The sequence below is a fragment of the Dyadobacter sp. CY323 genome, assembly GCF_021390245.1.
Classification (GTDB): domain Bacteria; phylum Bacteroidota; class Bacteroidia; order Cytophagales; family Spirosomataceae; genus Dyadobacter.
In genome coordinates this window covers 486,444-500,403 of the sequence record NZ_JAJUXH010000002.1, presented here as the reverse complement: position 1 = coordinate 500,403, position 13,960 = coordinate 486,444, and the positions used below count along the sequence as shown (strand labels likewise).

The window sequence follows — 13,960 nt, the reverse complement described above, 5'->3', positions numbered from 1 at the left end:
AGTTCTTGGTGATAAAAGAGCCGGTTTACGACTTGTTGTTTTTTAAAATTTGTAAGTCACGCCAATCGTTGAGTAGCTGCCGCGTCTGTAGCTTTGATAGGATTCATCCACACTGCTGATCTTCTGATCAAGATTGCTGTCCTGGATCAGGCGGAAACGCTGGTTTAGCAGATCCTGGACACCCACTTTGATTTCAATGTGTTCTCCCAAAGCCTTCACAATGTTGAGGTCAATGACATTTCTTGCCATTTCGTATACTGTAGGCTGTACTTCGTTGTCACCCACCAGGAAGATCCTGCGACCAACCACATTGTAGAGTGCATTCACCTGCCAGCCACGGTTTAAGTCATTGTAATAAAGTCCTGCATTGATCAGGTAAGGTGATTGTCCCTGTAACTGACGGTCGTTTTCCTGCCCTGCAAAACCCGTTAACACATTACTGTGGATCACCGATGCGTTCAGCATCACGCTCAGGTTATCCATGAATGGGGATACAGTCAGATTTTTAAGTGATTTGCGCAGTTCAATTTCCCCGCCGGCAGTGTAAGCAGACTTTGCATTATCCACATAGAATGACACGCCTGAGCCAGCATAGCGGATACGTGTTTCGATCGGATTGGTGAAGTGTTTGTAAAATGCTGCAACCGAGATCATTTCGCCTTCTTTTGGATAGAATTCGTAACGCAGGTCTACGTTCTGGATCGAAGGCGTTTTCAGGTTCGGATTACCAACACGCGATACATCGAAGTTAAAGTCATAGTAAGTAAATGGCGCCAGCTCGCGGAACTCAGGACGGTTCACGGAGACAGAGTAGGCTAGTCTTACCAGCGATTTTTCGGTGAAATTGTAAGCAAAGTTTGCGGAAGGCAGGAAGCGAAAGATCGGGTTGTTTATGCGGATACGGTCGCCGTTTCCGCGCTGTCTGCTTTGCAGTTTCTGAATGTTGTTCTCAACTCGCAGACCTACCGAAGCATTGAATTTTTTGCTGAACGGAATGTAAGCGCCCAGATATCCGGCCATTAGGGTGTTTTGAGCATTATACTTGTCGTCCGTGTTGGTTCTTTCGGCATAATAAAGCTTGTCACCGGCAATGTTTTGCGAATCAAAAAGCTGTGCCGGGGCTTGATCAAGCAATTCTTGAGAAGCGTTGCCCGAATTGCTCAGATTAAACCATCGTGCTTTGAATGCCCGGTCTTTCATTTCACCATAGGCACCGGCACGAAGCTTGATCTGCATGCTTTCATCGTCTTCGTAGCCGTTGCGTTCAATACGATGTTCGATATCCGCACGGAAGGAGCTTGTATATTCAGTTAATTCAGAGTAAAATCTCGCACCCCTCGTCAAGCTGGCGTTGCTTCCCGGAACCAATTCTACTTTAAACGGACCAGTGCTGCCTATTGCGCGGCTGGTAATGAAGCGGCGGTAATCCGGTTCATTACGAATGGTGGTTCCCAATGCGCCCAGCCATTTCACGGTTGTATGTGCGCCCAGTTCGTGTGTTCCGCCGAGCTGACCTGAGTAAATGCTTTTGGATTCGTAGCGGAATGCGTAGTTCTGTACTTCGGTATCATTATCCGTATTGAATCCCTGGCGGAAGTTGGTTTCCTTGTTTGAAAGCTGGTTGAACAGGTTTCTGAATTCAATTTTATGATTTGGATTGATGATGAAAGCCCAGTTGGACATTACGCCGAGGCGGACATTGTTTTGGTATAATTCATCCTGGTACGAGCTCTGAATGTCAGATTTCTGTTTCTCTGTACTAAAGCTCAGGTAACGGAATTGTGTCGTTGGTAAAAACTGGTGTGTAGCGGAGTAGTTGATGTTATTGAATGTCGTCAACTTCATATTTCCCAACTCAAACTTATGGTTGTAACCCAATGAAGCGCGAAGGTCCGGTGTTACCGATTTTGATTTGAGATCATAAAACTCGGGAAGGTTGCGGAATGCGTTCAATGTTGCGTCCGATGGCGAATTTTCTAACTGAAGTCTTCTGGTCGAGGGGAACCCGGAAGGTAACGCTCTGTCTGCTGATCCGAAACCCGTCCAATCCAGGGAAGAACCTGCGTAATCACGGACGTTCTTGAATGTAGTGTTTCCGCGATAGCCGCCCGTCAGGTTGAATGTAAATCCGTTTTCGTCCGGGATTGTTTTAGTATAAATTTTGATGATACCACCTGCAAATTCACCCGGAAGTTCAGGTGCGCCGGATTTGTAGATCATCATGCGGTCAATGGCCGTACTTGGGATCAGATCAAAGGAAAAAGATTTAACATCCACTTCGGTAGAAGGCGTGATCGCGTCATTCAGCATGACCGTGTTGTAGCGCTCGTTCAACCCGCGGATGATTACGAAACGATCGTCCTGAATGGAAACACCCGGCACGCGGCGAACAACCTGTGAAGCATCGCGATCTTGTGATTTCTGGATTTGCTGTGCAGAAATACCGACTGCGATTTGCTCAGCTTGTTTGATTTCGGTAATAACGGAAACGTCGGTGAAGGATTGACGTTGCCCTACGATCTTCACTTCTTCCAGGTTTGCAACATCTTCCTCAATGGTCGTATTGATGAGAATAGCCTGGTTTGGGTAAACTTCGATCGCAATTTCTTTCGACTTGTAAGAAACGTAGCTTACGATAACCGTTTGTTTTCCGGTTGGGACATTCTGAATGTCGAAATTTCCTTCCACATCCGTTGCTGTTCCTACTGGCGGAGTGGAGCCTTTTAAAACGACGCTGGCTCCGATAACTGCTTCTTTGGTTTTGTAATCGACAATATTTCCCTTAATGGAGCCTGTTTGGGCGTAAACCAGCGAAGTGCTGAGCAGGAAAAATAGAAAGGAGGTAATTTTTAAGTTCATCTTCTGTGTCAGAATTATTTTCGACACAAAAGTAGACCGGCAACATTACCTCAATGTTAACGCTATATTATGGCTCGGTTATTTCGGGAGACCAAAATCCGCAACGGAGTTTTTAATAAAATATTTAAAATCAATAACTTATTCGACGATCCCCTGGCCTTTTTCGGCGCTGAATTTATCCAGATCATGTACAAAGCCATTGATCACCGCATATTTGACCTTACCCTCTTTTTTGAGAATAAATGTGGCTGTATTGCCCAGGCCAGGCGTTCCCGACGGAGCGGCTTGTCCGCTGCGGAGTATATGTAATGGAGTTGTGGTAAAATAAAGACCGAGTGCCCGCGTGTTGGAATCCGATGCAAGTCGCACGTAGGTATATCCTTGTTTCAGCAGGTCTAATGCATTCAGTTTGCTTACTTCGGTTACATTTTTATAAGTGGTTGGATACACTTTGCCTTTTTCAACGGTCAGGCCGGTTGCGTCTATTTCCTGGCTTCCATACTGTGGGTGCAGATCGCCGAAGTCTTCGATTTTACTATAATAAAAAAACTTGGTTGCATTAGAGTAACTTACTTCATTCCTGTTGATGCCAAAATCGACGGTGAATGACTTTCCGGCTTGCTTTACAGTGGCATTCCGGACAACCAGATCATAAACCCACCTGCCATTTTCCGGGATATCGTAATATTTTTCCCGGTTTTCTTTGGTGAGTGAATTGTCCGAAATCGTGCCTAGTGCCGATAGAATGGCCATAAAGTTGAGTTTCCGGATGTACTGCTTTTCCGGGTCACCCACATATCCTCCCGACTCGATCAAAACAAGAGTCGTACCCCATTTCTGGACATTATCCCCAAATCCGCGGGGTTCGTGGTCGTCGGCGTATCGTGCTACCTGGCCGGGAATGTAATTCTGCAAAACCTTATTCATTCCCACGATCAGCTGCATGGAACGTTCACGGACTTTATTCACCGAAAGTTCGTAATCGTAGGAAGTCGCGAGAAAAGAAATGGTCGCTACTTTGGGGCTACGCCCTGCTGAATAACGTGGACTCTGGTCGTGCAGGTTAAATCCGTAATCGGGTTTTAGTTTATCCACAAGTCCTTTTAATATAACTCCCTCGGGTGTTTGTCTCGCTGCTGCATCACGGTTCATGTCAATACCTTGCACCGTTCTGCGCTGGTAACGTTCGGCGCCGTCGGGGTTGAGCATCGGAACGAAGTATAAGGTCGTGTTGGCAAGAAGTTCTTTGCGGAAGCTGTCGAAACCGTCATTTTTACCTTCTAAAAAATTGAAGATATCGAAACTGGCCATCGTGGCCGTCGGCTCGTCGCCATGCATTTGCGTCCACAAAAGCACCTTTTTTTTGCCGGTACCAACTTTCAGCATCTGGATCGTGCGGCCTTCAAAGGACTCACCCACCTTTTCGATCTGGTATAATGCATTACCCTGTCTTTTGGCGATCAGCGGCAGAATATCTTTTTGTTTAAATCGTCGCTGGGTGAGGGAAGTCTCGCGGTAAGTCGGGTGAGCATCAAAAAGCCGGCGGGCAAGATCGTCGGATTGCGCCAGGGATTGAACAGTTGTCAAGGTAAGCAGCAAAAGAAATAGTTCTGAAAATAATAGTGTCATGGGTGGTCTAACGCCATTTTATGACGCAATGTAACAAATATTTTTCTAAGCAAATTTTAATGTAAAATTTGCCCGGCGCGCTCGGAGATTAGCATTATTTACTTACATTTGTGCCATGTTAAGAGCTGAAACATATCATCATTTTCATCACTGCCATTTGGCTCTCGGACGTCTCGGATGATGTGTTTTTGCAAGTAGTGTTGTAATAAGGTTGAATACATAGTATCCCAGAAGCCCGATTTTCAAAATCGGGCTTTTTTATTGTCTTTTTATAGCATATTGAATGAAAACTGTAATTGTTAAATACAACGCAGGTAATGTGCAGTCGGTCATGTACGCCATGGACCGCATTGGTGCCAGCTATCTTTATACCGACGACGAGGCGGAAATCCGGTCCGCCGACAAGGTTATTTTCCCAGGCGTAGGGGAGGCGAGCACTACCATGAATTATCTTCGCAAGGTGGGGCTGGACAAAGTGATCCCGTCGTTAAAACAACCGGTTTTTGGTACTTGTATAGGTATGCAGCTGATGTGCCGCTTTTCGGAGGAGAATAATACGACCTGCATGGGCATTTTCGACGTGGATGTAAAGCGTTTTCCGGCGACTCCTGAAATGAAAGTGCCTCATATGGGCTGGAACAATATATTTGATTACAAATCAGCACTTACCGCGGAAGTTGCCGATAGCGCATATATGTATTTCGTACACAGTTATGCGGCCCCGGTTTGCGAATACACGGTCGCAACCTGCGATTATGTGTTACCTTTCAGTGCCATGCTTCAGAAAGACAACTTTTACGCGGCTCAATTTCACTGCGAGATCAGCGGCGACTCAGGTCAGAAGATTATCGAGAATTTTTTAAAAATCTGAATTACGAATTGCATTACAAATGATTCAAATTATACCTGCTATTGATCTGATCGAGGGGAAATGCGTAAGGCTTACCCAAGGAGATTATGGCCAAAAAACGATCTATAATGAAAATCCGCTGGAAGTGGCGATGCAATTTGAAGATGCGGGACTGAAACGTCTGCATTTGGTGGATCTCGACGGAGCCAAGGCTAAAAAGGTCGTCAACTGGAAAGTCCTGGAACGCATCGCTGCAAAAACGAAACTTCACATTGATTTCGGCGGCGGCGTGCAGTCGGATGATGATCTGAAAATTGTATTTGAATCGGGCGCAAAGCAGGTAACCGGCGGAAGCATCGCCGTAAAACAGCCTGAGGTTTTTCAAAACTGGCTGGAAGTATACGGAGGTGAGAAAATAATCCTCGGTGCCGACGCGAAGAAAGAAAAAGTGGCGGTAAGTGGCTGGGAGGAAGGGACACAGATCTGGGTGTATGATTTTGTGGAGGAATATGTCGCAAAAGGCGTGAAGTTTACCATCAGTACGGATGTGGCAAAAGACGGTTTGTTACAGGGACCTTCTTTTGATCTATATAAAAATCTCCAGGATAAATGTCCCGACCTGAACATCATTGCCAGCGGCGGGATCAGTGGTTTGGAAGATGTAGAAAAGCTGGCCGAAATGAACATTTACGGCGTGATCATCGGGAAGGCTATCTATGAAAACCGGATCAGCCTCGCCGATTTACAGCGTTTTTCAGTTTAAAAACTATGTTAACAAAAAGAATAATCCCTTGTCTTGATGTAAAAGACGGCCGGACTGTAAAAGGTGTAAACTTCGTAAACCTCCGTGATGCCGGTGATGCGGTCGAACTGGGCGCATTATATGCGGAACAAGGAGCCGACGAGCTGGTTTATCTGGATATCACGGCTACGATTGACGGGCGATCAACGTTTATCGATCTGGTAAGAAGGGTAGCACAGACGATCAACATCCCTTTTACCGTGGGCGGGGGCATTTCATCCATTGCGGATGTTTCCGCGTTGCTACATGCCGGTGCTGACAAGGTTTCCATTAACTCAGCGGCTGTACGGAACCCCGATTTGATTAATGAGCTTTCTCTCGAGTTTGGAAGTCAATGCATCGTGGTCGCCATTGATACGCGTTATATTGAAACGGAGGATGGAAATGAGCATATTGTACATACGCACGGTGGCCGAAAGCCAACCGAAATACGTTCGATTCCCTGGGCGAAAGAAGTAGAAGATCGCGGTGCAGGCGAGATACTGCTCACATCGATGGATACGGACGGTACAAAAAATGGTTTCGCATTAGAACTGACGGCGACGATTTCAGGGAATGCAAATATCCCGGTAATCGCTTCGGGCGGAGCCGGAAATATGGATCATTTTTATGACGTCTTTACAACGGGAAAGGCAGATGCGGGACTTGCAGCCAGTATTTTCCATTTCCGGGAAATCGGTATACCTGATTTGAAAGAATATCTGAATGGCAAAAATCTGCCAATGAGAATGACTAAGTAAAACAACAGAACGCATGAGCGAAACCTTTTCAACGATTCATTTTGATAAGTCGGCAGACGGGCTGATTCCCGCTGTCATTCAAGACATTCACACGGATAAAGTGCTAATGCTGGGTTACATGAACCCGGAAGCATTGGAAAAAACGAAGATGGAAGGTACCGTTACTTTTTTCAGCCGGAGCAAACAGCGTCTCTGGACAAAAGGTGAAACCTCGGGTAACTTTCTCTTTGTGAATGAAATTATCGCCGATTGCGATGGAGATACGTTACTGATTAAAGCCACCCCGGCAGGTCCTACATGCCACACCGGCTCTGATACCTGTTTTGGGGAAAAAAATAGTCAGGATGAGCGGATGGGGGAGGCGTTTTTTCTCAATTACCTTCAGAAGAAAGTGATCCGGGAAAGAAAATTGAACCCAAGCGAAGAGTCTTACACAAGCAGCCTTTTTCAGAAAGGGATCAACAAAATTGCGCAGAAGGTTGGCGAGGAAGCGGTGGAGGTGGTGATCGAGGCCAAGGATAATGATACCGAGCTTTTCAAGAATGAAGTGTCTGATTTGCTGTTTCACCTTTTGGTACTTCTGGAGCAGAAAAACATTGACTTAGATGAGGTAATTGACGTACTTCGTAGCCGTCACCAATAACGATTGTAAGGTATGAAATTACTCCTACGACTTGTAATCAGTACTTTGGCGGTACTGCTAGCAGCGAATTTAATTCCGGGTGTTGTAGTTTCCAGCATCGGAACGGCCGTCATAGTGGCAATCGTACTGGGTATCCTGAACACGTTTCTGAAGCCGGTACTTCAGATTTTGGCACTTCCCATTACCATTCTCACCCTCGGGTTGTTCTATTTCGTAGTGAATGTTTTTATTATTTACATCGCTACTTTTTTGGTAAACGGGTTTGCAATCGACAATTTCATTTCCGCTTTGCTATTTGGTCTGGTCGTTTCTGTCGTTTCGTCTATTCTTGGTATGTTTTTGGATTAGTGTATTGAAAGCCTGTGAACCAGGCGGTAATAAGATGCACATGATTTGACAAATACCGCTTATGCTAAGTCAATTAGAGGAAATTAAGGAAACACTTTTTAAGTATTTCGAGACCCGCATCGATCTGTTTAAAATTGAGACGAGAGACAAGATCGAGCGTGCAGTGGTAATGGCGGTTTATGCCGCTCTGGTGCTCTGCATTGCACTTACCATACTGATCCTGATTGTTATTTTAATAGGTACTTTCCTAAATAAATGGCTTGATAGCGATTATCTGGGATACCTCATCTTGCTGGGAGTTTTTGTTTTAAAACTGGCAGCCTGGATCATCTGGAGAGAAAATCTGATCAGGTTTATTCGAGGGTTGATCGTTCGCTTTTTAAAGGAGAAAGAGGAATAATGCATTTGATAGTTTAAATTGGGGGATTAATTTACCCTGAATTACTATTTTTGGATCTCTTTCCGAAATTTCACAGACCACTATTAAACAGGGATGAAATGAGTTCTTCGATAGATTCTTCAGTAAAGGTCACTAAGCCTTTTTCTTCCGATACGGATAAAGAGAAGCAAGAATTGTTGCAGGATGCTGATCTTTACAAGGAAAGGCTTGAAGGACAGTGGACTAACCTCAAGAGCGATGCAACAGAGTATGGCAAGAAGGCACTTGTCATTGGCGGGGTCGTAGTTACTACGTTTGTGGTAATGAATGCGATTCTTCCAAAAACAAAAAAAGACAAGGAACGAGAGAAAGAAAAGCAGCGGCTGGACGAACTTGTACTTGTTAAAAAAAGCCGGATCACCAATAAGAAAACACAGGCGACGGTTATGCAGGCTGTGCAGGGTTTGGCTTGGACATTTGCAATTGGTTGGGCGCGCCAAAAGCTGAAGCATTTAATTGAAGACGAACGAAAAACTGAATGAAAGCAGCGAATCAAAAAATCGCAAACCTCCTTTCCACAAGACGAGAAGAAAAAAGGAAATCGTTTGCCGTTCTCTTAGATCCTGATAAAGTAAACTTTTCTACCTTTCCGAAATTCCTTGAATATGCGGTTGCGCATGGCGTTGACTTCTTTTTCGTGGGAGGAAGCCTCATAACCAATTACGCGATAGATAAACTGATCGCCGCCATTCACGAACATACAACCATACCTGCTATCCTTTTTCCGGGTAGCAGCCTTCATATTGATCCTTCCGCAGACGCAATTCTGTTACTTTCTCTTATTTCCGGACGTAATGCGGAGTTGCTTATCGGGCAGCATGTAATTGCCGCACCTTTACTGAAAAGAAGCGGAATTGAAGTGTTGCCGACCGGTTATCTGCTAATAGAAAGCGGCAGACTTACTACGGTTTCCTATATCAGCAATACAATACCATTACCTCGCGATAAACCTGGCATCGTAGCTTGTACCGCGCTCGCCGGGGAATATTTAGGATTAAAAAACATTTTTCTCGATGCAGGCAGCGGAGCTCAGTTTCCGGTTACTGCGGAGACGATCGCGGCAGTACGTGACACGGTGGATGTTCCGATTATCGTCGGCGGCGGCATCGATTCGTATGAAAAGGCCGACAACGCTCTGAATGCGGGTGCTGATGTAATTGTGGTCGGTAATGGAATAGAACAAAATCCGGATCTCCTTCCGGAGGTAGCAGCCTGCGTAAAAGCTTACAATCGTAAGCTGGAAAGCGTGTAGGAATAAATGGGTGAAATAATTGCATATAACAGAGGGTCGAGAAAATTTTCTAAGGAATTTTTAAGTTCTTGGAAAAATACAAACTCAAAATTAGGATTATTGAAACTAATCCTGTTACCTTTGCATCGAACCTTAATTACACCCAAGAAATGAAAAAAATCTTTGCTTTAGCGTTTGTTGCCGGGATGGTAACTTTCGCTGCTTGTACTAGCAAACCAGCTGACGAATCTGCTGACACAACTGCTGTAACTGTTGAAACTCCTCTAGTTGATACTACTGCTGTTGACACTGCTGCTTCTGACACTGCTGCTGCTGATTCAATCAAGTAATCAGACGTACGAGTCGAAAATCTTGAAAAGCCCTATGAAAATAGGGCTTTTCTTTTTTTATTTAAAGGATGAAAAATGGATCCTTTGGCTTGCATGTTCCGTCACGTGCAATTGCTTATTGCGAAGAATTATATCAACTACATAAATTCGATTTCTTCCTGTCACGGCCACGCCGCACCCGACTTGGAGATTTCACCGTCAGGCCAGGTTTCATCCCCAGAATAACGGTCAACGTCAATCTCAATCCATATAATTTCCTGATCACGTATCTGCATGAGGTTGCTCACTGCGTGGTACATTACAAATACAAAGGAAGGTCCAGAAGGCAGATTGCGCCACATGGAGCCGAATGGAAACATGAATTTCGGGTTCTTTTGTTACCCGTCATGAATGAAAGTATTTTTCCGGAAGACGTTCTTGTCCCACTGCTTCGTTATTCACAAAACCCTGCGGCATCTACCGGCGGAGATCAGATTCTTTTTAATGCGCTCAGAAAGTATGACGATCAACATGCGGATACAGGAAGAATAGCCCTTTTTCAATTGAATGAAGGTTCCAGCTTCGTTTTTCAGAACAGAACATTTACCCGGGGAACGCTGAGAAGGACCCGGGTGCTTTGTACGGACAAAGCTTCACAGCGTCTTTATACAATCCCGGCCCATGCATTGGTTGAAGCGTGTTGATGTGTTTATGATATTAAAACATGCAGCGTTCTGTTGCATAGGGATTTTAATTCACTTTTCGGTAGAGGCTCAAAAATCCGTTTTGGCGACAGGTGATTGGTACAAGCTGACCATCACCCAGACGGGTGTTCACAAAATTGGTCCTGCCCAGCTACGGAAGATAGGCATGGATCCCTCAAAAATTACCCCTAAGAAAATCCGCATTTTCGGAAATGGCGGTGCAATGTTGCCGCAATCAAATGCTTCCGGTTATCGAAATGCCTTAACGGAAAACGCCATTTGGGTGGCGGGCGAAGAAGACGGAAAGTTTGACAATAACGACGCCATTTTTTTTTATGCCGAAGGTCCGCACGTAATCGTGTATGACTCAGTTAAAGCGGAGTTGCAGCATAAGGTCAATTGCTACTCCGACACGAGCTACTATTTTCTCACCGTTGGGCCAGATGACGGACTGCGTGTCAAAAATATGGGTCTCGTTTCGGCCGGATCCGCAAAAGTGGTCACTCAGTTTGATGATTACTGGTATCACGAAGCGGAATCGACCAACTTACTGAAATCCGGTCGTGAATGGTGGGGCGAATATCTCGGAGGATCAGCGCCCCTAACCATGTCAATTGACCTTCCTGGTGTTATTCCTGATTCCGAAATTAAGGTAAGAACGTCCGCGATAGGTTCGGCGCAGATTCCAACCAGCTTTACCTGGGCATTGAACGGCCAGGCTGTCGGCGAGGGGCGGATCGGAACCGTAACCAGCGGCACGTATGATGTGCGGGCCTTACATTCCGAGGCAACATATCTGACAACTGCTCCTGCGGCTTCTCCTCCATCATTCTCTTTGACAGTAACTTATAATAAGAATGGCCAGGGTTCTGCTCAGGCCTATCTCGACTATGTAGGAATGCAGGTCCGGCGGGAGTTGCGGACTTATGAAAAGCAGCAGGTTTATCATTTTTTGCCACAAAACCGTGATACCATCACGTATCAGTTTCAGAGCTTTGCCAATGGCGGATATCTATGGAACGTTACAAATGGAGCGTTACCAGCACTGGTAAACGGGCAGAATGCGGCTGGATCATTTTCTTTTAGCGCGAAAGGAGCAAAGACATTAAGTAAGTATATCGTTTTTAAACCGGAACAGGCATTTGATCTGTCTGGCTGGCAACGCATTGGTAATCAGGATCTGACGTCACAAGAAACCCCGGATCTGATCATCGTGACAGCACCTGTCTGGGAGGCGCAGGCTCAACGACTTGCGGCATTCCGGAGAGGTAGCGATGGGCTGGATGTACTGGTCGTAACTACCAGTCAGGTATATAACGAATTCGCCTCCGGAAGACCGGATCTTACCGCGATACGCGATTTGAGCAGGTTTTTCTATAATAAAGAACCAGGTAAACTTAAATATCTGTTGCTCTTTGGAGACGCTACCTATGATCATCGAAACCGTTATAAAAACCAGACACAGTTCCAGCGGACAAATTGGGTACCAGTTTATGAAAGCCGCGAATCGCTGAGTCCGGTTTACACCTATTCGTCGGATGATTACTTTGGGTTTATGGCCGCTAATGAAGGTGAATGGGTGGAATCAACTTTGGGCGATCACACTCTGGACATCGGTGTCGGCCGGTTGCCGGTCAAAACGGTTTCAGAGGCTAAAATAATGGTGGACAAGCTAATTCGCTACGAGTCGTCGCGGGCTGCGGGGAACTGGAAAAATGCAGTAAAATTTGTAGCAGATGATGGTGACGGAAATATTCACCAAAGCCATGCGGATCAGCTTGCCAGGCTCATAGAGGGGAAATTTATGTCTTCCCGGATGTTCATTGATGAATTTTCCCAGATCAAAACAGCCACCGGGGAGAAAGCTCCGGCGGTAAACACCGAGATCCGGAAAAGTATCAGTAACGGTACATTAATCCTGAATTACACGGGACACGGCGGAACCAGCGGATGGGCGCAAGAACAGGTTCTGGATTTGAATGATATGCAAAATGCGCGCGGAATTGACAATCTGCCACTTCTTTTTACGGCAACCTGCGACTTCGGCCGTTATGATGATCAGGGGACCGTATCGGGTGCGGAACTCATGGTATTAAGTCCCAGAGGCGCGGCAATCGGTGCCATTAGTACCACGCGCCCGGTTTATTCCAGTACTAATTTTACACTTAGCAAAGCTTTTTACGAATCACTGATCGTTCCGGTTAATGGCAGGCGAATGGGAGATTTGGTAAAAGAAACAAAAAATAAGGCGTTGGTGGGAAGTCTTAACCGCAACTTTACACTTTTGGGAGATCCGTCCATGAGATTGGGCCGGGCACAACAAAGCGTCCGGTGGAGCCAAAAGCCTGATACATTGCGGGCTATGCAAAAGGTTACGTTGAAAGGAGAAATTTATGACGAGACGACCGGTATGACAGACAGTCTTTTCGAAGGAAATGCCAGAGTTGCTATCTACGACAAGCGGACAGATTTTCAAACGTTGGGAAGTGAAGGTGAGAAAGAAAGGTACGCGGAATTCCGGAGCAAATTGTTTGATGGGAATGTTTCCGTAACGGCTGGAGAGTTTACCTGCGAATTCATGATGCCGAAAGCAATGGATGAGGCATTTGGGTTGGGCAGGGCAAATGTATATGCAATAGAGTCAGACAGTTTAATTGATGCCTCTGCGCAGCTTGATGTGATCGTTGGCGGAAAAGGAAATCCAGCAGCGGACAATACACCTCCCAAGATAACCGCCTACCTAAACGATGAATCATTTAAAGATGGAGATGTAGTTGGTCCGTCACCTTTGCTGATTGCCCGATTGAGTGATGAAAATGGCATAAATATTTCCAGGAATGGAAGTGACCATAATATCACCCTGACTTTAAACGACACAATGTCGATCGTGCTGAACGATTATTACATTGCCAGCACGAACGATTACAGATCAGGTGTCGTGCAATTTCCATTTGATAATCTGCCAACCGGTAAATATGTGGCTCGGCTAAAAGTGTGGGATACTTATACTAACTTTTCCGAAATTGCGTTCGGATTTCTAGTGGAAGCCGAAAGTAAGATCAGGCTTAATGCACTAAACGTTTATCCAAACCCTTTTGAAAAGGATCTCACGATTGACCTGGATCATAGCAGAGGGAATGAAGATGTAGAAATTGTTTTTGACATCTTCTTGGGCAACGGGCAACGTTTGGGGAATTTCCGCTGGCTACATTACAACAGTGAACCATCCATTCAGGAAACTGTAAGTATTGAACAACTGGCAAATGGCGTAGCGACACAAACTTTGCTCCCATACCGGCTCACAATCCGGTCGCTAAAAGACAATAGTAGTGACCAAAGATCGGGGAAGCTGGTGCGCTCCCATTAATGTAATAAAACTTAGCATT

At 45.5% G+C, this 13,960-nt stretch carries 13 protein-coding genes; 11 read left to right on the top strand and 2 right to left on the bottom strand.

Annotation, left to right across the window (positions count from 1 at the left end; all coding sequences use genetic code 11):
- Positions 1-42: 42 nt before the first annotated feature.
- Together LZG72_RS05500 and LZG72_RS05495 are read right to left on the bottom strand one after the other, a co-directional pair.
- Complete coding sequence (locus tag LZG72_RS05500; protein ID WP_233868569.1) at positions 43-2,859, bottom strand: TonB-dependent receptor; 2,817 nt, start codon at positions 2,857-2,859, stop codon at positions 43-45.
- A 138-nt stretch (positions 2,860-2,997) separates the two neighbouring features.
- On the bottom strand, positions 2,998-4,488 hold the full coding sequence (locus tag LZG72_RS05495; protein WP_233868567.1) for a M14 family zinc carboxypeptidase: 1,491 nt from the start codon (positions 4,486-4,488) through the stop codon (positions 2,998-3,000).
- Positions 4,489-4,771: 283 nt separating this feature from the next.
- Here LZG72_RS05495 and hisH point away from each other — a divergent pair, with 283 nt between their 5' ends.
- From hisH to porU, 11 genes are all read left to right on the top strand, one after another.
- Positions 4,772-5,359, top strand: a complete 588-nt coding sequence (hisH, locus tag LZG72_RS05490) for an imidazole glycerol phosphate synthase subunit HisH (RefSeq protein ID WP_233868564.1) — start codon at positions 4,772-4,774, stop codon at positions 5,357-5,359.
- Positions 5,360-5,378: 19 nt separating this feature from the next.
- Complete coding sequence (gene hisA / locus LZG72_RS05485; protein ID WP_233868562.1) at positions 5,379-6,101, top strand: 1-(5-phosphoribosyl)-5-[(5-phosphoribosylamino)methylideneamino]imidazole-4-carboxamide isomerase; 723 nt, start codon at positions 5,379-5,381, stop codon at positions 6,099-6,101.
- 5 nt (positions 6,102-6,106) lie between these two features.
- A complete protein-coding gene (gene hisF / locus LZG72_RS05480) occupies positions 6,107-6,880 on the top strand; it encodes an imidazole glycerol phosphate synthase subunit HisF (RefSeq protein WP_233868559.1) in 774 nt (257 codons plus the stop codon).
- Between the two features lie 13 nt (positions 6,881-6,893).
- Entirely contained in the window at positions 6,894-7,523 is a 630-nt protein-coding gene (gene hisIE, locus LZG72_RS05475; protein WP_233868557.1) for a bifunctional phosphoribosyl-AMP cyclohydrolase/phosphoribosyl-ATP diphosphatase HisIE, read from the top strand.
- A 12-nt stretch (positions 7,524-7,535) separates the two neighbouring features.
- On the top strand, positions 7,536-7,871 hold the full coding sequence (locus tag LZG72_RS05470; protein ID WP_233868554.1) for a phage holin family protein: 336 nt from the start codon (positions 7,536-7,538) through the stop codon (positions 7,869-7,871).
- A gap of 61 nt (positions 7,872-7,932) precedes the next feature.
- Complete coding sequence (locus tag LZG72_RS05465; RefSeq protein ID WP_233868551.1) at positions 7,933-8,271, top strand: phage holin family protein; 339 nt, start codon at positions 7,933-7,935, stop codon at positions 8,269-8,271.
- A 98-nt stretch (positions 8,272-8,369) separates the two neighbouring features.
- On the top strand, positions 8,370-8,792 hold the full coding sequence (locus LZG72_RS05460; protein WP_233868548.1) for a hypothetical protein: 423 nt from the start codon (positions 8,370-8,372) through the stop codon (positions 8,790-8,792).
- Positions 8,789-9,562, top strand: coding sequence for a geranylgeranylglyceryl/heptaprenylglyceryl phosphate synthase (locus tag LZG72_RS05455; protein WP_233868545.1), 774 nt, complete (start codon positions 8,789-8,791; stop codon positions 9,560-9,562). The genes LZG72_RS05460 and LZG72_RS05455 overlap by 4 nt, the downstream gene beginning before the upstream one ends.
- Before the next feature lie 68 nt (positions 9,563-9,630).
- Positions 9,631-9,891: a hypothetical protein gene (locus tag LZG72_RS05450; protein ID WP_233868542.1), complete on the top strand. Its 261-nt coding sequence runs from the start codon at positions 9,631-9,633 to the stop codon at positions 9,889-9,891.
- Between the two features lie 68 nt (positions 9,892-9,959).
- Entirely contained in the window at positions 9,960-10,574 is a 615-nt protein-coding gene (locus LZG72_RS05445) for a hypothetical protein (RefSeq protein ID WP_233868539.1), read from the top strand.
- An 82-nt stretch (positions 10,575-10,656) separates the two neighbouring features.
- Positions 10,657-13,941, top strand: coding sequence for a type IX secretion system sortase PorU (porU, locus tag LZG72_RS05440; RefSeq protein ID WP_233868535.1), 3,285 nt, complete (start codon positions 10,657-10,659; stop codon positions 13,939-13,941).
- Positions 13,942-13,960: the final 19 nt, after the last annotated feature.

Coding starts and splice junctions, on each gene's coding strand:
- LZG72_RS05470 (WP_233868554.1), top strand. CDS start 7,536: ATGAAATTACTCCTACGACTTGTAATCAGTACTTTGGCGGTACTGCTA.
- LZG72_RS05445 (WP_233868539.1), top strand. CDS start 9,960: ATGAAAAATGGATCCTTTGGCTTGCATGTTCCGTCACGTGCAATTGCT.
- hisH (WP_233868564.1), top strand. CDS start 4,772: ATGAAAACTGTAATTGTTAAATACAACGCAGGTAATGTGCAGTCGGTC.
- hisA (WP_233868562.1), top strand. CDS start 5,379: ATGATTCAAATTATACCTGCTATTGATCTGATCGAGGGGAAATGCGTA.
- hisF (WP_233868559.1), top strand. CDS start 6,107: ATGTTAACAAAAAGAATAATCCCTTGTCTTGATGTAAAAGACGGCCGG.
- LZG72_RS05495 (WP_233868567.1), bottom strand. CDS start 4,488: ATGACACTATTATTTTCAGAACTATTTCTTTTGCTGCTTACCTTGACA.
- LZG72_RS05465 (WP_233868551.1), top strand. CDS start 7,933: ATGCTAAGTCAATTAGAGGAAATTAAGGAAACACTTTTTAAGTATTTC.
- hisIE (WP_233868557.1), top strand. CDS start 6,894: ATGAGCGAAACCTTTTCAACGATTCATTTTGATAAGTCGGCAGACGGG.
- LZG72_RS05460 (WP_233868548.1), top strand. CDS start 8,370: ATGAGTTCTTCGATAGATTCTTCAGTAAAGGTCACTAAGCCTTTTTCT.
- LZG72_RS05500 (WP_233868569.1), bottom strand. CDS start 2,859: ATGAACTTAAAAATTACCTCCTTTCTATTTTTCCTGCTCAGCACTTCG.
- LZG72_RS05455 (WP_233868545.1), top strand. CDS start 8,789: ATGAAAGCAGCGAATCAAAAAATCGCAAACCTCCTTTCCACAAGACGA.